This window comes from Geobacillus sp. GHH01, assembly GCF_000336445.1.
GTDB lineage: Bacteria > Bacillota > Bacilli > Bacillales > Anoxybacillaceae > Geobacillus > Geobacillus zalihae.
In genome coordinates, this window is the sequence record NC_020210.1 from 1912971 (window position 1) to 1930998 (window position 18028).

Annotated in this window: 15 protein-coding genes; 1 reads left to right on the top strand and 14 read right to left on the bottom strand. The window is 44.6% G+C overall.

The window, feature by feature from the left end; translation table 11 throughout:
• Positions 1-331: 331 nt before the first annotated feature.
• From GHH_RS09435 to GHH_RS09465, 7 genes are all read right to left on the bottom strand, one after another.
• Complete coding sequence (locus tag GHH_RS09435; RefSeq protein WP_041470496.1) at positions 332-1234, bottom strand: carbohydrate ABC transporter permease; 903 nt, start codon at positions 1232-1234, stop codon at positions 332-334.
• A gap of 55 nt (positions 1235-1289) precedes the next feature.
• Positions 1290-2270, bottom strand: coding sequence for a sugar ABC transporter permease (locus tag GHH_RS09440; RefSeq protein ID WP_015374963.1), 981 nt, complete (start codon positions 2268-2270; stop codon positions 1290-1292).
• An 83-nt stretch (positions 2271-2353) separates the two neighbouring features.
• Positions 2354-4066, bottom strand: coding sequence for an ABC transporter substrate-binding protein (locus GHH_RS09445; RefSeq protein WP_015374964.1), 1713 nt, complete (start codon positions 4064-4066; stop codon positions 2354-2356).
• A 169-nt stretch (positions 4067-4235) separates the two neighbouring features.
• Positions 4236-6041: a sensor histidine kinase gene (locus GHH_RS09450; RefSeq protein ID WP_236612561.1), complete on the bottom strand. Its 1806-nt coding sequence runs from the start codon at positions 6039-6041 to the stop codon at positions 4236-4238.
• On the bottom strand, positions 5947-7491 hold the full coding sequence (locus GHH_RS09455; RefSeq protein ID WP_015374966.1) for a response regulator transcription factor: 1545 nt from the start codon (positions 7489-7491) through the stop codon (positions 5947-5949). Before GHH_RS09455 ends, GHH_RS09450 begins: the two co-directional genes overlap by 95 nt.
• 83 nt (positions 7492-7574) lie before the next feature.
• Positions 7575-8228: an SGNH/GDSL hydrolase family protein gene (locus GHH_RS09460; RefSeq protein ID WP_015374967.1), complete on the bottom strand. Its 654-nt coding sequence runs from the start codon at positions 8226-8228 to the stop codon at positions 7575-7577.
• A 21-nt stretch (positions 8229-8249) separates the two neighbouring features.
• On the bottom strand, positions 8250-9044 hold the full coding sequence (locus tag GHH_RS09465) for a Nif3-like dinuclear metal center hexameric protein (RefSeq protein WP_015374968.1): 795 nt from the start codon (positions 9042-9044) through the stop codon (positions 8250-8252).
• Between the two features lie 717 nt (positions 9045-9761).
• Between GHH_RS09465 and GHH_RS09470 the strand changes: the two genes are divergently transcribed.
• Positions 9762-10985, top strand: a complete 1224-nt coding sequence (locus GHH_RS09470; protein WP_013145198.1) for an endo-1,4-beta-xylanase — start codon at positions 9762-9764, stop codon at positions 10983-10985.
• Between the two features lie 491 nt (positions 10986-11476).
• On the opposite strand, the gene GHH_RS09475 is transcribed toward GHH_RS09470, so the two are convergent.
• The 7 genes from GHH_RS09475 to GHH_RS09505 all read right to left on the bottom strand — a co-directional run bounded on the left by GHH_RS09475 (position 11477) and on the right by GHH_RS09505 (position 18028).
• Entirely contained in the window at positions 11477-12121 is a 645-nt protein-coding gene (locus GHH_RS09475; RefSeq protein WP_015374969.1) for a YesL family protein, read from the bottom strand.
• A gap of 77 nt (positions 12122-12198) precedes the next feature.
• The gene (locus tag GHH_RS09480; RefSeq protein WP_015374970.1) at positions 12199-13044 is read right to left on the bottom strand and encodes an SDR family oxidoreductase; all 846 of its coding nucleotides are present in this window, start codon (positions 13042-13044) and stop codon (positions 12199-12201) included.
• Entirely contained in the window at positions 13020-14135 is a 1116-nt protein-coding gene (gene uxuA / locus GHH_RS09485; protein ID WP_015374971.1) for a mannonate dehydratase, read from the bottom strand. Before uxuA ends, GHH_RS09480 begins: the two co-directional genes overlap by 25 nt.
• A gap of 7 nt (positions 14136-14142) precedes the next feature.
• The gene (gene uxaC / locus GHH_RS09490; protein WP_015374972.1) at positions 14143-15558 is read right to left on the bottom strand and encodes a glucuronate isomerase; all 1416 of its coding nucleotides are present in this window, start codon (positions 15556-15558) and stop codon (positions 14143-14145) included.
• A gap of 36 nt (positions 15559-15594) precedes the next feature.
• Positions 15595-16293: a GntR family transcriptional regulator gene (locus GHH_RS09495; RefSeq protein ID WP_013145193.1), complete on the bottom strand. Its 699-nt coding sequence runs from the start codon at positions 16291-16293 to the stop codon at positions 15595-15597.
• A gap of 115 nt (positions 16294-16408) precedes the next feature.
• Positions 16409-17059, bottom strand: a complete 651-nt coding sequence (locus tag GHH_RS09500; RefSeq protein WP_015374973.1) for a bifunctional 4-hydroxy-2-oxoglutarate aldolase/2-dehydro-3-deoxy-phosphogluconate aldolase — start codon at positions 17057-17059, stop codon at positions 16409-16411.
• Positions 17060-17074: 15 nt separating this feature from the next.
• The gene (locus tag GHH_RS09505; protein ID WP_015374974.1) at positions 17075-18028 is read right to left on the bottom strand and encodes a sugar kinase; all 954 of its coding nucleotides are present in this window, start codon (positions 18026-18028) and stop codon (positions 17075-17077) included.

Sequence of the window (18028 nt, forward strand, 5' to 3'; positions counted from 1 at the left end):
TTCTCTCCCCTCTCTTTTCCTGCCATTTCTGCTTTCAATGAGAGAACCTGGTACCGCTTTCCGCTTGTGAAAATCACTTGGCTGGGAGCAATCATTTTCAGCCTAAACGAAGAATCGACGTTTTGGCGAATCCCGCTGTTCAGCGAACTAGCGCTGTGTTCCGCAGCCTTCTAGGAGACCGATGATTTAAAGGAAAACACGTCTGTCCAGCATGGTTTCCGAAATGGAAAAACCTTGTCACACCATCCGTTTATTCCTTTTGATTTCCAACAAGTTGAGTAAATCTGTTGTTTTTCATCGCCCTTCTGGCCGAAACATTGACTAATTAGATTTATTCCCCCTTCACTCCTCCCAGTGTCAATCCTTTAATAAAGTATTTTTGTAAAAATGGATAGACAAGGATGATCGGAACACTGGCGATGATGGTCATTGTGGCCCGAATGGATGATGGAGTGACAGTGTTGGCATCTGCATGAGCATTCGCAAATGCATCAGCCGCTGTTTTTCCAGACATCGTTGCATTCGTGTTTTGCAAAATCTTCATTAATTCATATTGCAAGGTGCTTAAATTGGGGTTGGAAGAATTATAGAGAAAAACATCGAACCAAGAGTTCCATTGATACACGGCCACAAACAAGGAAACTGTGGCCAGCACAGGCAAGGAAAGGGGCAATACAATCTGAAGAAATATCCGAAATTCCCCTGCTCCGTCAATCCGTGCCGATTCGATCAGGCTGTTCGGCAAGCCTTCAATAAATGAACGGATCACAATCAAATTAAAGACCCCAATAATGCCTGGAATAATATATACCCAAAACGTCCCGATCAGATGGAGATCCCTCATCAGCAAATAGGTAGGAATTAACCCCCCATTAAAATACATGGTCAAGATAAAAGCAATCGTGACAAACTTACGAAAAACAAATTCCGGCCGGCTGATGACATAAGCCACCATCGCTGTACAGAAAACAGAGATGGCGGTGCCTAAAACGGTCCTTAAAACCGAAATGAGCAACGCATTAAGTAGCGTATTTTCCTTTAATACATATTTGTAGTTATAAAGTGTAAAATCCCGAGGCCAAAGATAAATCCCCCCACGAATCGCGTCATTGGCATCGTTTAGAGAAATGGCCAATGTATTCAACATCGGATAAAGCATAACGACACAAAGAACGAGCATTAAACTATAGTTGCAAACATCAAAAACCATATCTCCCCATGACGCATAACGCATCCTCCATCTTTTCACTATCTACCTCAATCCCCTTTCCCCTAATAAAATCGTTTTCTCAAAATAATCTAGCCTGTCCCAAACGTTTAGCAATATAATTTGCGCTAAACAGGAAGATAAAACTGACAACGGTTTTAAAAATCCCAGCAGCGGTAGCTAAAGCAAAATTCCCCATAGCGATACCATACTTCAGCACAAAAATATCAAGATTTTCTGAATAATCGAGGTTCATCGGATTTCCTAGCAAATATTGAGGCTCAAACCCAGTCTCCAAAATATTCCCTAAATTCATAATCAACAAAATGACAATCGTAGGCTTTAAAGAAGGAAGTGTAATATAAAAAATGCGTTGCAAGCGGGAAGCTCCGTCAATTTCCGCCGCCTCATACTGTTCCGGATCAATCATGGCGATGGCTGCTAAATAAATAATGGTGTTCCACCCTAGGTTTTTCCACACTTCTGAGGCGCCAATGATTCCCCAGAAATACTCTCCAACCCCCAGCCATAAAATCGGTTCATCAATAATATGCAGTTTTTGCAAAACAATGTTGACAATGCCATTCTCCAATGACAAAGCGTAGGAAATGATGCTCGCCGCAACGACCCACGATAAAAAGTGCGGCATATAGCTAATCGTTTGAACAATTCGTTTAAATTTTCCATTGCGCAACTCATTTAGCAAAATCGCTAACGTAATAGCCGTCACAAATCCGAGAACGAGATTAATGACGCTCATCGCTAACGTATTCCGCAACACTCGAAAAAAGCCCTCATCCTGAAAAAGAAAACGAAAGTGCTTCCATCCAACCCATTCTTGTTCACTAAACGGCAAGCCGGGGCGATAATCTTGGAATGCGATGGTCCACCCCCACAGCGGCAAATATTTAAAAATAAATAACCAAATCAAAAACGGAAAGCTCATCAAAATCAATGTTTTTTGCTGCACTATTTTTTTCCAAATGTTTTTCCGTTTAGATAAGTGGGATTCCACTGCAGCGGGGGCCGGTGTGATAGTTTTTATATGCTTTTCAATCTCCACTTTTCCTTCCTCCTTTTCGGAAAAGAAGGGCACGGCCAACTATCTATTCACAGCCGACCGGCCCAGACTGATCCGCTTTTCTCTCATTTCTGGCTCTGTTCAACTTTCATTTTTACATATTTTGTGATTTCATCTTCAAATGCTTTAATATCCAATTTATTGTATTCCTTCACATATTCCTTCCAGTTTTTCTCGAACTTGCTTGGCGGATCAAGCACCAATTTCGGGAAATACTTTCTCTGTAAATCTTGTTTCTTTTGCTGATAAATTTGAGCCGGAGAACCTTGTTTGATGGGCGCACTCCACGCCGGATACCAAGGCCGCTCATCCGGTTTGGCAAACAAATCAGAAAATACTTTTGCCCCATAGGCCGCTAAGATTTTCTTATCCCCTTCTGTATAGCTAGCTTGGGCAACTTCCGGCTGCCGGCGCGGCTCCCACGCATTTCCATCCGAGAACAACCCGTTGCCGCGCGGCCAATACCACTCAAAATACGAGAAACCAAACTGTTCACGGAACTGTTCATCGGACGTCTTCTTGATTTGTTCTGGTGTTCGATAGAAACGCCCTTTCTCATCCACTTCATACGTTTCCCCTTTGATTCCCCATGTCATCAGCTTCTGATTTTCTTCTTTCGCCATATTATCGAAATATTTGATGATGCGAACAGGATCTTTGGCGCTGACTGTAATCCCGATACCGCGATTCGATGCGAAAGACGGCGGATCAATATATTGATCCTTGATATTTTTGTCAAAAACGATTGGCAACGGCATGTAACGCAAGTCATCATTTCCTGCCTGCAGCAATGAGTTCAGTGCCTGGTTGACTTGCCATCCGTAATCAAAAAATCCTAACACACGGCCAGAGGCGATTTTTGCCAAATATTCATCATAATTTGAAACAAACGCTTCCTTATCGAACAACCCAGCCGCATTGATCTCATTGAGCTTTTTCAGCCACCGTTTCGTATATTCCCCATTTCCATATACCTTAGCCTCATGCGTTTTCATGTCGACAATAACTTCGCCGTCATTCGGATATCCAGCCAAATGAGCAGGAGGGTTAGAAATGACGAAAAACCGCCAGTCATAAGTTAAAGCAGTAAAGCCAATCGTTGGTTTCCCATCTGTTTCCGGATGCTTCTCCTTATACTTGGCAATCAAGTCAAAGTATTCGTCCAATGTTTTAATCTTCGGATAGCCAAATTCTTTAAGCACCCGGCGTTGAATCCAAAACGCCCCTTGATCAATGTCAGGATTCGGAATATATCCGTGATTAACTCCAAACGGTAGGAAATAAATCTTGCCGTCTTCGGCCTTTAATTGTTCCAAATAAGGACCATATAATTTCTTTAAGTTAGGAGCGTACTTATCAATCAGATCGTTCAAAGGAATAAATGCCTTAGCATCGAGAACCTTGTCGATTGCAATATCGGGAACCAATACGTCAGGATATTGCCCGCTGGCAATCATAGTACCAATTTTCGTGTTAATATCCCCCACCAAAAATTCCATTTTGACGTTAACCCCAGTTTGCTCTTCAAATATTTTCCCGATTGTAGTTTGGTTGGCTTCAATGTTCTTCTTTGATGTTCCAGCGTTAAAATACGTGAAAGTAAATGGCTTCTTATCATCAGCTGCTGATGGATTTCCCTTATTGTCCACACCTGCGCTTTCTTTACAGCCCACTAATGCTACGATCATCATCAGGCAAAGAAAGACGATTCCCCACGTTTTCTTTCGCGCTGTTTTCACTCCTCTCCCCCCTTTAATCATCAGTTGCCCATTGCCCATTATCTCGCCCCCCTTTCTTGTAATCGCTTCCATTGTAACATCGCTTTTCTTTTTTCTTAACCTAACAAACTTAAGGCGATATTTAAAAAAGTTAAGATATGGAACGATGGCGGCAGCAATCAACAAGTTCCGATGAACAAAAAGGTGTCTCGTTTTGTTTTCGAGACACCTACTTCACATCATGGATCGGGAGAGAGAGAAACACAACGAATCCACGGTTATTGTACATTTGGAACGTAAAATGCTCACCGTAATACATTTTAAGGCGATAGTAGACGTTTCGAACACCTACGTGCTCAGTAATCCCCTCCTCTTCATTGAGAGAACGCCAGAGTTGCAGCAATTGCTGCTCATTCATGCCCGGCCCGTTATCGCGAATCGTAAACGTCAACCGCGGTCCTTCTGCACGCACTTGTATATCAATGTTTCCTTTTCCTGCTTTGGACTCCACCCCATGTTTACATGCATTTTCAACAAACGGGAGGATGATCATATTCGGAATCGTATGTTCTAGGACAGACTCATCGATGTCGATCCTATACTGAAGCTTATCCCCAAATCGATAGCGCTGGATGGAAAGCAGACGGGAAACAATATCCATTTCCTCCCGCACTTTGACCCAGTCACTCCCCCATGAAATGGATTTCCGCAAAATTCTTGCCATATGTTCGATCATTTCAGCAGTTTCATCTTCATGTTTCATGAGGCTTCTCATTCGAATCGTTTCGAGCACATTGAAAAGGAAGTGAGGATTCATTTGACTTTGCAAAGCATTTAATTGAGCCTGCTTTTTTTGCAGTTCCATTTCTTTCTTTTGGATGTTAGCCATATAAACATCTTGAATGAGCCGCTTGATCGTTAATGACATACGGTTAAACGCCTTAGCCAATTGCCCGATTTCATCATCATAAAGTTCCGAATGGATCGTTTCAAATTTCCCCCTCTCCACCTTTTTCATGTAACCCAAAATATTGACGATTCTTGCGTGCAATGGTTTAGAGACAAGAAAAAGAATGATGGTAGGAACAACGAAATTCACAAAAGCGATCGAAAAGATAAAAACCATGAAATAACGAGTGTTGTTCACCAGTTTTTCCTCGGAAACGACGCCAACAATGCTCCAGCCATGGAGATAATGAGCTGTTTTATAACGGTGGGATATAACTATGCGTCCCTTCTCGGTCCGGGCAGGCGGCTTTCCCTTATTATGAACGTTGTTTTGCACACGAGTCGAATATTGAATGTTTCCTTGACGATCAACAACATAAATCTCTCCAGGAAACGCCCTAGTGCGAAGCAGATGATCGATAGCCATCGGTTCTAATTCAATTCGAACCATCCTGTTTGTCTTATTATAAAAGGAGAAATAATCCAACTTTCGGACAATACTAAGCGAACGTCCCGTGCGGACTAGGACAGGAAATGAACGTATGTCCCTGTACCAATCAGCTTGTTGGAGCTGAGGAGTAATGGGCTGAACGGAACCGGAAAAGATAACAGTCGAATTGTCGGTAAAAAAAACGATGGAATGAATAAAAGGATGCATATAACGATACTTGTTAAATTCGGGAAATACATCATGATAATGTTGGACGTATTCCGCATCCGAAGTATACTGGCGATCGAGCATTTCGTTAATTCGGCTGTCCGTATATAACAGAGAGGAAATGCCAACAACTTGATCGATTCCTTGCTCAAAATCTTTTGCCAATTGTTCTATTACTAATGAGGCATCGTGCAGTTTCTGTGTTCTTACTTGATTCGTCACCACATAATAAAACAATCCATTCGTGACGGTAGTGGGAATCAATACAGCAAACAAATAAAGAAAAGTCAGTTTATTTTTTAGCCTCATATGATGGAATGACTCAAGCCATTTTCTATAATATGGAACGTGTTGACTTCTTTCGGTATTCCGAAGGTGTAAGCCCTTCCATTTTTTCGAATTGTGTAACAAAGTAATCCACGCTCCCAAATCCTACTTTCTCCGCCACTTCATAGATGCGCAAATTCGTCGTCCGCAGAAGCTTCTTTGCCTGCCCAATGCGCAGCTGCAACAAAAACTCTTTAAAATAGAAACCATATGTTTTTTTGAACAGTTGGCCTAAATAAACGGGGTTCATATAAAATTGTTTAGCAATGCTTTTTAGGCTGATATTTTCCGTATAATGCTCCTCAATATATCTCTTTATTTTATGAATTTCACATAGTGAAAGCGGCTTCCTTTGTTCTTCCACTACCCAGCAACATTCCACCGCAAAATCCATCACCCTTTTCCTCAATTCTTCCAAACGGAAAGGATAGTCTTGACATTCTAGCACTCGGGGCAAAGTCGTCAGTTGTTCCTCACACGCTCCTGCTCGTTTGACGAGCTGAAGCGCTTTCTGTACGAAATAAAGAATAAACGTCTGCACAGCCTCAGCGGACAAGCGGCGAACACGAAACTGGACGAACAGATCTTTTATGGCGGTCATCAGTTGCTCCAACCGCGCTTCTTCTATATACTCCACCAATGTTTGGATTTGTCCATCATCAACGCTAGGATAAGAAAGCGTGATTTCTTTTACCTGTTCATAAAAAATGATTCTCTCGTCGTTAGCGTATTTATAACGCAACGCTTCACCTGCTTCCCGAATCTGTTCTTGAAGGCGATCAGCAGGCGACGCCAAAGCGCTAACAAAAATCGTCACATCAAGTGAAACGTTCACGAGTTGCTCAGCGAATCGGTATAGATTATGACATATCTCCTCCTTGTCATCCCCAATAAACAACAGCCCATATCGCTGCCTTCCGTGCTCATAGATCGGGAAATGGATCGGCTGTTTGACAACGCGATGATAAATCTCCTTAATTTTAGTTTTGTAGGCGGCAGCGGCAGCTAGATGAACCATATCGGCCTTGCCGTTGATCTCGATGATCGCATAACCCGAAAGTATAGATGAAGAGACTCCCCAATCTCCCATTTCCCTGAGACTTGTCCCCTTCTTTCCTGTCACCCATTCATAAAACAAAAACTCAGCTTGCTGCTTCTTTCTCGTTTCCTTCTCCTGATTCAATACTTCCGCTATTCTTGATAACGACTGTTCAAACTCTCTTTTATCAATCGGTTTTAATAAAAAGTCGCAAACCCCATATTTAATCGATTGCTGCGCGTAGAAAAAGTCATTGTATCCGCTCACCACAATAAACTTCGTTCCTGTTTGTCCACTTTGGGATACCCTCTGAATCAATTCAAGCCCGTCAATTCCTGGCATCCGAATATCCGTCACGATAAGGTCGGGACACAACTTCGCTGCCTCACGGAGCGCCTGCTCCCCATTATGCGCCTCCCCACAAATTCGATATCCGCATCCTTCCCAATCAATCAACGTTTTCATGCCTTCCCGCACAAACATTTCATCATCGACCAACATGACTTTATGCATCCCGATCCCCCCTTTTTCCTTCCAAACGATAGTCCTTGCTTTTTTAGAAACATGTCTGTTCCTTCAAGCAGCTGGGTGTTATTTCATTTCCCCCAATCAAAGCCAATCGCCTTCAAAAACGCTCTCGCTAGAATCATATGTCCGGCCACAGACGGATGAACGCGATCCCAAGCCAATGCCGCCGGATAAAGAGTCTTCAATACCTCATGAAACGCAGCCTGGGTATCAACGAATATACTGTTTGTTTCTTCGGCAATTTGTTTGACAACGAGACCGTACTCGTCCATAGTCCGACGCATCGGATCGTGCTCATTCCCTTCGATATAAAACGGGGTCATAAGGATGATTCCTGTAACGTGCGGCTTTGTCTCCATCACAAGGCTGCGGAGCGTTTCTTCGTACTCATCCACGTACACATGCTTTTCTTTAATGAATGGCAAATCGTACTGCCGCCAAACATCGTTAATCCCTATCATGATTGATACCCAGTCTGGCTTTTGGTCGATGACATCTTCTTTCCATCTTGCTTTCAAATCCCGCACCGTATTGCCGCTGATTCCTTTATTGACAACCCGAATCCCAAGTTCCGGATAAACAGCTTGCAAAAGACCGTCAATATAAGATACATATCCTGTACCTAACGCGCCGAATAATCCTTCTCCCTCTGGCTTGGCGCGATCGCAGTCCGTTATCGAGTCGCCAATAAACAACAGCTTTTGCCCTTTGCAAAGTATCATTTTTCTTTCCCCTTCCAATGATTACAAGAAATGAAAAAGTGGTTTTTCTGAGATAAAATACACAGGAATGGCCGGAAACATAACTCTTAGCTTCTCAGCCAAGTATCTCATACCGGGCTCCTCACTTTCTGCATGCCCTAACACTACCAATACGTTTTGCCTCCCTTGCTGTACGGCGTCTCGAACGTATTCCGGCGTTTCCCATTCAGGTCCTTCCCCATAAATGATGGCATCAAGCTTCTCTTTTTCAAACAACGGAATCGCCAAAGATCCGTGGCCACGATATCCGGCCAGCAGCGCCACACGCGTACAAAAGGCCGAGACATCCCCCGCAACCCTTATAATTGAAATGCCTAGTCTTTCCTTTATTTTGCTGACCATCTCCGTAGCCGCCATCCTAGGGATTGTCAAAATCGCAGCAGTCGGTTCGTATTTAGAAACATACGACTCCCACCCCAAAGCACGGACTAAACCATCCACAATCCCGTCAGGCTGGTAGCGATGCCAATAGTCATGAAAACGATAAATTGCAATGCCTGATTCACGGATTAGGCGAACTTTTTCTTGATACACCGGGTCGTTTTTTACCGTTTCATCATGGTCAACGTGACTATAAAACAACCCTTCATGAGTAATGAGAAGATTGGCCCCCATTCGGACAGCTTGCTCAATGACGCGATACGTAGGCATGAAACTGACGGCGATCCCCCTCACCTCCGTGCCCGGATCCCCATATTTAAGCGTATCTACTGTAGAGGAAAGGCGCTCTGCACCGGCTGTCAATCGTTCCATCACCGTTTGAACCGTAACAGTCATCGCTTTATTCCTTTCTGAAATTTGAATTCCTTCAATCGCTTCAGTCCACTAAGTATGTTTATCCTTTAAACTAATTTTATAAAGAATCTTTTAAATTTTCAAGAGTCCTCCCGCTCTAGGCAGGACATCAATCCTTATCTTGCCAGAATTCATCCTTCCACACCCATCGACGTCATGGTTCATGTTCCTCTTCCTTCAAAGGTTGGTAGCTGAATAAGCCCTCCTCCGTCTTGACTCCTTTCTGAAAAACCGTCCTAGTAGATCCCGCTCCTTCTCCTTGGCATGAAGCGGCGGATCAACAGAGCGGATTTACCCGGACATGAAAATGGCCGCTTCTGTTTTGCCAATAATAAAAAAACTTAGTATATTTAATTGATAAACCAAGTTGGTGTTGTTAAAATAAAATCAGGTCAACCTCTCAACAACCATCGGTCTTCTCGCGCAATCCGGCATCTGTCTCGCAAAGTTGACCACTACAAAGAAAGGAAGTGGTAAGCGCTTTCTATTGTTCATGTCGTTTTGCGATGAATAATCACTATAGTAATAGTAAGGCTCTTCACCAAAAGTTGTACTTGATTTTTTGTGAACATACCCTATTTACGCTTGTGTGGGGAAATCAGCAAATCAGTGATTTTTGCATATCCTTGTGCAGGAAACCGTATTGCTTGTCAAGTACATGTTGTGGTGAAGAGCCAATAGTAAGGAGGAGACCCAATCGTGTGGAAACAATCACGGAAAGCGATGATCGTTGGATTCTCGTTTATGCTGCTGCTTCCTTTAGGGATGACGAATGCATTGGCAAAAACGGAGCCATCGTACGCTAAAAAGCCGCGAATCAGCGCATTGCACGCCCCGCAATTGGATCAGCGCTACAAAGATTCATTCACTATTGGGGCGGCTGTTGAACCTTATCAGCTGCAAAATGAAAAAGACGTACAAATGCTAAAGCGCCACTTCAACAGCATTGTCGCTGAGAATGTCATGAAACCGATCAACATCCAACCCGAAGAAGGAAAGTTCAATTTTGCTGAGGCGGATCAAATCGTCCGATTTGCTAAAAAACATCATATGGATATTCGTTTCCATACACTCGTTTGGCACAGCCAAGTACCTCAATGGTTCTTTCTTGACAAGGAAGGTAAGCCAATGGTTAATGAAACAGATCCAGTGAAACGTGAACAAAATAAACAACTGCTGTTAAAACGACTTGAAACTCATATTAAAACGATCGTCGAGCGGTACAAAGATGACATTAAGTACTGGGACGTTGTAAATGAGGTTGTGGGGGACGACGGAAAACTGCGCAACTCTCCATGGTATCAAATCGCCGGCATCGATTATATTAAAGTGGCATTCCAAGCAGCTAGAAAATATGGCGGAGACAACATTAAGCTTTACATGAATGATTACAATACAGAAGTCGAACCGAAGCGAACCGCTCTTTACAATTTAGTCAAACAACTGAAAGAAGAGGGTGTTCCGATCGACGGCATCGGCCATCAATCCCACATCCAAATCGGCTGGCCTTCTGAAGCAGAAATCGAGAAAACGATTAACATGTTCGCCGCTCTCGGTTTAGACAACCAAATCACTGAGCTTGATGTGAGCATGTACGGTTGGCCGCCGCGCGCTTACCCGACGTATGACGCCATTCCAAAACAAAAGTTTTTGGATCAGGCAGCGCGCTATGATCGTTTGTTCAAACTGTATGAAAAGTTGAGCGATAAAATTAGCAACGTCACCTTCTGGGGCATCGCCGACAATCATACGTGGCTCGACAGCCGTGCGGATGTGTACTATGACGCCAACGGGAATGTTGTGGTTGACCCGAACGCTCCGTACGCAAAAGTGGAAAAAGGGAAAGGAAAAGATGCGCCGTTCGTTTTTGGACCGGATTACAAAGTCAAACCCGCATATTGGGCTATTATCGACCACAAATAGACAGCCAAAAGCACATAGGTGTCTCCAGCAAAGAAGAGGATGTCTCAACAACAACGAGGCATCCTCTTTCTAATATATGCCGTATTGAACGAATTCACTTCTATATAGATGCAATTTGAAGCTTTAACATTTGTAGCTTTTACCGAGCATTTGATCGACTGTCGGGCGACCGAACAACGCCGCTTTCAGACCCATGTATGGGTTATGGGTCTGTGAAGCGGGTGGTTGTTCGGTCTTCCGTCACGCCTTGGCGTGACGGAGGCAAGCCTGTGGCTTGCCTTCGACAGTCGAAAAATGGACAAGCGACTTTTCCATCAAGGATATGTTAAACTTTTTCGTTGCATCTATATATATCCGGTGTTTCATCGAGAAGACAAGCATCCTTTTAAACCAGCCTTTTTAATCGCTTGTGCTGACAACGCCTTAGTCCGCTTCAGCTTCTTTTAAGCCTTGATGAATCTTTTCCTACATCCCCTTAAGGGCAGGCGTTCCTACCATCCCCCTTGTTTCCTGACCTGCAGCCTTTCTTCTGTTTTGCGAAATACACGCAATGCGCCGCTCATCACCACCAAGGCGAGCAAACTGATGCTGAAAAACGGGATCAGCCCCGGAATATACATCAATAAGACGAACAAGACCCCAACACTCATCAGCATCACGAGCGTCATGAATGGATTGGCCATTCCAATGAGAAAGGCATATTTGATATATTGCCAAAAGCGCAATTCGTAATGCACATAGATCGGAAATACATATAAAAGCGTCACTGTATAAAAAATGAAAATGATCAGCAAAGCAACAGAAAACGGAAATCTCCATTCTATTGGCACGTGGGCGAGGTATAAAAGATCGATATAGAAAATATACGCTGCCGCCATCAACAAAAGCCCAATCCGGTTCGCCCGCCAAAATTCACCTTTATACGTACGAACGAATGTTTTCAGCACTGGAACATCGTGATCGTGAAAGAGAAGCCACTTCCTTACGATCGTAAACAGCGCCACCGTCGCCGGCGCAATGCCGAGAATGACAAGTCCAAGGACGGTAAAGACAAACCATAATAGATTGATATATGCAAGTCTTGTAATCCATTCACAAGCCCGATACAACTTTCCATCCAGCAAGCCGGTGCGCATAATTCATCCACCTTTTCTTGTTTTTTACCAGTATATCATAAGTTAAAAAAAGAGGGGAGGCTTTGTTTACCCTCCCTTCAAACTCCGGCATAAGCCAAAAAGCCGCCGTCAACAGGAACAGTCGTTCCAGTGACAAATCCGCTCATTTGATCATCCACAAGCCAAAGCAGCGTCCCCAGCAAGTCTTCCGGCTTGCCGAGCCGCCGCATCGGTGTATGCATCAAAATTTTTTTCGTCCGCTCTGTATACGATCCGTCAGGATGTTTCAAAAGATGTTCATTTTGTTTCGTCAAAAAGAATCCCGGGGCAATCGCATTGACGCGAACCCCGATCTCAGCGACATGCACAGCCAGCCATTTCGTGAAGTTTTCAATTCCCGCTTTAGCCGCACTGTACGCCGGCACTTTCGTCATCGGCCGCGGAGCGCTCATCGAGGAAATATTGATGATGGTTCCCCCTCTTCCTATCATCTGTTTAAGAAAATGCTGCGTCGGGATGATCGTCCCAAGAATATTTAAATCAAAAACATAGGAAAACCCTTCTGTCGTCAAGTCGAAAAACGTTGTAATGTCTTGATTCTCTAGATCCTGCAACTCGAGTATTTCCTTTGTCGTAATGCCTTGCGGATGGTTTCCGCCTGCCCCATTAATCAGGACATCGCACGGCCCGTAAACGTCCGCTACCATTTCTGCCGCCTGTTTGACGCGTTCGACATCCAGAACATCGCACGAAATGGCCAGCGCCTCACCTCCTCGCTCTTCAATTTCATTCTTGATTCTTTCAGCTTTCTCGAGCGTTCGGTTTAAAATCGCCACTTTCATTCCTTGGCGGGCCAGTTCTTTCGCCATGCAGCTGCATAATACCCCACCCCCGCCCGTTACAACCGCTACCTTGCCTTTTAAACTTGGATGGATCGGGAGCATGTCTTCTCACCTTCCTGCTTCTTTTTTTTATTCTCCAAACTATCCCAAATGCCAAGCAAGTACATAATGCCAAGCGCCCGATCGTACAACCCGTAACCAGGACGAGCTTGTTCCCCCCAAATCATTCGGCCGTGATCTGGTCGAATGTACCCTTGAAAATTAGCTTCATGCAACGCTTTCATGATCTCGCATATATTCAACGAACCGTCGCAACTGCGATGAGACGTTTCCTCAAAATCGCCGTTCGCGTGAATTTCGACATTCCGTACATGAGCAAATGGCACTCGTCCCATTCGCAAAAAATGGCGGAAAATGTCCGGAACATCGTTGGCCGGATTGGCTCCAAGCGACCCGGAGCATAATGTCAACCCGTTCGCAGGGCTGTTGACCATATGAACGATTCGATCCAAATTCTCCTTATTGGTCGCAATCCGCGGCAATCCGAACACCGACCAGGGCGGATCATCAGGATGGAGAGCCATCCGAACGCCACACTCTTCCGCTACTGGAACGATTTGTTCCAAAAAGTAACGCAAATGATCAAATAGATCCTCTTCGGTTACCCCTTTATATAGCGAAAAAAGAGGCTTGATTGTTTTCAAACGTTCCGGTTCCCATCCCGGAAGCAAAAACCCGTTCGCTCCGCTTTCAATGCGGCGGATCATTTCCTCCGGATCGATTTGTTCAATCTTTTGTTTCTCATAGGCGAGCACCGTCGATCCGTCAGGCCGCCTTTTGGCTAAATCAGAACGGGTCCAGTCAAAAATCGGCATAAAGTTGTAACAAATCACTTTCACTCCTGCTTTCGCCAAGTTGCGAATCGTCTGTTTATAGTTTTCAATATATCGATCTCGGGAGGGCAAACCGAGTTTAATATCTTCGTGGACGTTGACGCTCTCAATGACTTCAAGATGAAATCCTTTTTCATTTACCTGCCGTTTGAGTTCCAATATATCATCAAGCGGCCATACTTCACCGACTGGAATATGATATAGAGCTCCAACGATTCCTTCAACTCCTGGAATTTGCCGAATATGATCTAATGAAACAGTATCATGTTCCTTTCCGAACCAGCGAAACGTCATTTTCATTCTGATCTCATCCCCCACTCACGCCGACTTGAAAGTATTGTTTCGCGTTGAAGTAACATACATCTTGAACGATTTTCCCTAAAAAATCATAGTCTTGCGGCACCTCTCCTTTTTCAATCCATGAACCGATCAAATTGCATACAATTCTGCGAAAATACTCGTGGCGTACATAAGACACAAAACTCCTTGAATCGGTCAACATTCCGACAAACGTGCTGAACACACCGACATTGGCAAGATCCGTCAAGTGTCTGATGATGCCATCTTGATGATCATTGAACCACCAAGCTGCGCCAAATTGAACTTTCCCTTTTACCCCTTCTGATTGAAAATTGCCGACCGTTGAGGCGACAATATAGTTATAAGCGGGGTTTAATGTGTACACAATCGTTTTTGGCAGTTGATCGCGACGCTCTAGCTCATTAAGAAAGGCATTTAACGGCTGGGCAAGGAAAAAGTCATGAATCGAATCATATCCTGTATTCGGACCAAGACGCCGGAACATCTTTTCATTTGTATTTCGAATCGAACCGATGTGCAGCTGCATCACCCAACCAAGTGAGTGGTACAATCGGGCTAAGAAGCATAAAGTGAAAGTTTTATATTTTTCCTCCTCCTCACGGCTGAGGACAAATCCATTTTTTCGTTTTTGAAAAATATCGTTTGCTTCCTTCCAACCGCATTCTGAATACGGCATCGATTCTAAGCCGTGATCAGCCATCCGGCATCCTTTCTCGTGAAAATAACGCACTCGGCTTTCAATGGCTTGCAGCAGCTGATCGTAATCATGAATCGGCAGGCCAGCTGCTTCCCCTAGCTTTCCCACATAGTCTAAAAACGAAGGGCGGTTGATTTCAATGACTGCATCAGGACGAAAAGACGGAACAATCTTTACTAGAAATGATGGATCTTGGGCAATTGCTTGATGATCAGCTAAATCATCGAGCGGATCGTCCGTTGTCCCAATCCACTCCACATTAGATTTGACCATGAAAGAGCGGGCTGAGAATCCTTCCTGTCTCAATAAATCATTGCAATGATTCCAAATTTCACGCCACGTCCGCTCATTCAGAAGGGCATCCACTTGAAAATAGCGTTTTAACTCTAAATGCGTCCAATGATAGAGTGGATTCCCGATGCAATACGGCACCGTTTTCGCCCATGCTTGAAACTTTTCCTCAGGGGAAGCGTTTCCTGTAATATATTTTTCTTCGACTCCCAGCGCCCGCATCGCCCGCCATTTGTAATGATCCCCCTCGAGCCAAAGCTCCGTCATATCATGAAACCGCCTGTCTTCCGCAATCTCTTTTGCGCTCAAATGGCAGTGATAATCAATAATCGGCAACGATTTCGCATAGTCATGGTATAACACTTCGGCATGCTTGTTTTGCAACAAAAAATTTTCATGAATGAACGGCTGCACACTGTCTCCCTCCCGCAAAGCGAAACTTCCAACAACTTATACAAAATAATGAGGATACTGCCTTTTTAGTACGTCTTTTTCAATTTCGACAAGCCGCAAATGCTCTTCCATCACCTGACGCACTTTCTCTGCTTCTTTATTCGCAATTAACCGATAAATTTGCTTGTGATGGGAAATAATAATGTCCCAATCAAGATCGGATGATAGTCTCAGTACACGCAAACGATTGAAATGACTGTTTAAACTTTGCACCATTTTCCACGAGCGCGACATTCGGCAGCCATCGTAAATGAGCTGATGGAACTTTTCATCAAGCTCAAACAACTCAAGAAAATTTCCTTTTTCGGCACACAACTCTTGCATCGCAATATTCTTCTCCATTTCAAATAGATGATCTTGACGCAATTTCGTACAAGCTAAAACGGCCACTTCTTTCTCGACAACCTCGCGGATAAAGCGCCCTTCCTCCACATGTTCCAAGTTGATGCGCGAAACAATGGTTCCGCTTTGCGGAATAATATCAAGCAATTCTTCTTGCGCCAGTTTGAGAAATGCTTCCCGCACCGGGGTGCGGCTAATATGCAATTGCTCCGCGATTTCCTTTTCGGAAATTTTTGTTCCTGGTTCCAACTCAAGGCGCAAAATCTTTTCCTTTAGCATCTCGTACAACTGGTCGCGCGCCGAACCTCTGACAGAACTTTTAATTTGTTGACTTTGTTGGGCAGTAAAGATCACCTTGCGATTCCCCTTTTTCTTATATACTAGTATGGCAGTGATAAAGTACATCCATGATCATGTGTTTTCTTCCAATGTAGGAAAGAACATATTTCCTGTCAAATTTCTCAGCGATTCATTCACCCGCATTCTCTCCCCTCACCTTGTGCACAATCGAGACCCATTGAGCTGCCCGTTCGGCAATAATCTTCCACTGATCGTTTTCCAATGCCCCTTCAACCTTCACTAACGAGTTCCCGACACCGATGGCATCCACTCCCGCTTTTATATACTCTCCAGCCGTTTTCAGATTGATTCCTCCAGTTGCGATGAGGGGGATGTGGGGGAGCGGCTCCTTTATGCTTCGAATATAGTTTGGCCCAAACACATGAGCAGGAAATACTTTCACCATATCAGCCCCGTGCTGAAAAGCATTCACAATTTCGGTCGGCGTCAATCCTCCTGCGATACTGACAACGCGATTTTGTTTTGCCGCCTGAATCACATCAATAGAAAGGAAGGGAGAAACGATAAACCGCGCCCCAGCTGAAATCGCCCTCTGTGCTGTTTCAGCGTCCAGCACCGTTCCCGCACCGATCAACATATCTTTCAGTTCCCTTGCAGCCTTTTCCAACGCGGCCAAAGCCCCAGCTGTTTCCATCGTAATTTCCATGATTGGAATGCCTCCCTGCCGCAAAGCCAATGACAGCGGAAGAACAGTATCAACCGTCGCACCGCGGACGACTGGAATGATGCCAATCTCTCGAATCATTTGGACTACCTTCATGTAGGTTCATCTCCTTTATCGCGTAACATCTTCCCGTCGCTGATTTATCAAGCGCTCGACGTCATCGCGTTCCGGCATGCCATCAGCATCCCCCTCGACCATTGTCACAAGCGCGCCAACTGCATTCGCTCGCTGCACCGCTTCTGTTAAACGAAGTCCTTCAAGCAGTCCGGATAGCAGCCCAGCTGCAAACCCATCCCCAGCACCGACAGGGTCGATTACCCTTTCAACAGGAAACCCTGGAACATACTCATGATGCGCATTCGTAAAATAATGGGCACCATTTGCGCCTAGTTTAATGACAACAAGCGAGGCGCCCATGTCAAGCAGCCGGCTTCCCCATTCCTCAACCGAATGTTTTCCGAATAAAAACGATGCCTCAGCTTCTCCAGGGAGAACCACATCTGATTCAGCTGCCATGCGAAGCATCACTTCCTTGGCCCGATCCGCTTCATTCCATAGTTTCAACCGCAAATTCGGATCAAAAACGATTTTCACCCCATGACGGCGAGCCATCGCCATGGCGGCAAAGATCATCTCACGACAATTCTCGCTTAACGCCGGAGTGATTCCCGTAATATGCAAATACTTTGCCTCCGCGATATATTTCTCATCCAAGTCGGCAGGCGTCAGCCTGCTCGCCGCTGATCCTTTGCGATAGTAATATACCCGCGTATCGTTTAGACGTCTTTGTTCCTTAAAGTAAATGCCGGTCGGCGCTTCCCCATCCATTTTTACCCGGCTGACATCCACTCCCTCACCTTTCAGGAAAGACAAAATCGCCTTTCCAAACTCATCGCTTCCGACCTTGCTGATCCATCCTACACGATGGCCTAATCGAGCAAGGCCGACAGCGACATTGGATTCCGCTCCGCCAATCCGCATAGTAAAGGTGGTCGCCTGTCTCATCAAGCCGACACTTGTTGGTGTAAATACGGCCATCGATTCGCCAATGGTGACTACGTCCAT

What these genes read in the sequence shown, in the direction of transcription:
- GHH_RS09455 (WP_015374966.1), bottom strand. Translation starts at nt 7,491, where the DNA reads ATGCATAAAGTCATGTTGGTCGATGATGAAATGTTTGTGCGGGAAGGC.
- GHH_RS09445 (WP_015374964.1), bottom strand. Translation starts at nt 4,066, where the DNA reads ATGGGCAATGGGCAACTGATGATTAAAGGGGGGAGAGGAGTGAAAACA.
- GHH_RS09465 (WP_015374968.1), bottom strand. Translation starts at nt 9,044, where the DNA reads ATGACTGTTACGGTTCAAACGGTGATGGAACGATTGACAGCCGGTGCA.
- GHH_RS09500 (WP_015374973.1), bottom strand. Translation starts at nt 17,059, where the DNA reads ATGAAGGTAGTCCAAATGATTCGAGAGATTGGCATCATTCCAGTCGTC.
- GHH_RS09475 (WP_015374969.1), bottom strand. Translation starts at nt 12,121, where the DNA reads ATGCGCACCGGCTTGCTGGATGGAAAGTTGTATCGGGCTTGTGAATGG.
- GHH_RS09505 (WP_015374974.1), bottom strand. Translation starts at nt 18,028, where the DNA reads ATGGACGTAGTCACCATTGGCGAATCGATGGCCGTATTTACACCAACA.
- GHH_RS09460 (WP_015374967.1), bottom strand. Translation starts at nt 8,228, where the DNA reads ATGATACTTTGCAAAGGGCAAAAGCTGTTGTTTATTGGCGACTCGATA.
- GHH_RS09435 (WP_041470496.1), bottom strand. Translation starts at nt 1,234, where the DNA reads ATGCGTTATGCGTCATGGGGAGATATGGTTTTTGATGTTTGCAACTAT.
- uxuA (WP_015374971.1), bottom strand. Translation starts at nt 14,135, where the DNA reads ATGAAAATGACGTTTCGCTGGTTCGGAAAGGAACATGATACTGTTTCA.
- GHH_RS09480 (WP_015374970.1), bottom strand. Translation starts at nt 13,044, where the DNA reads ATGCTCCCGATCCATCCAAGTTTAAAAGGCAAGGTAGCGGTTGTAACG.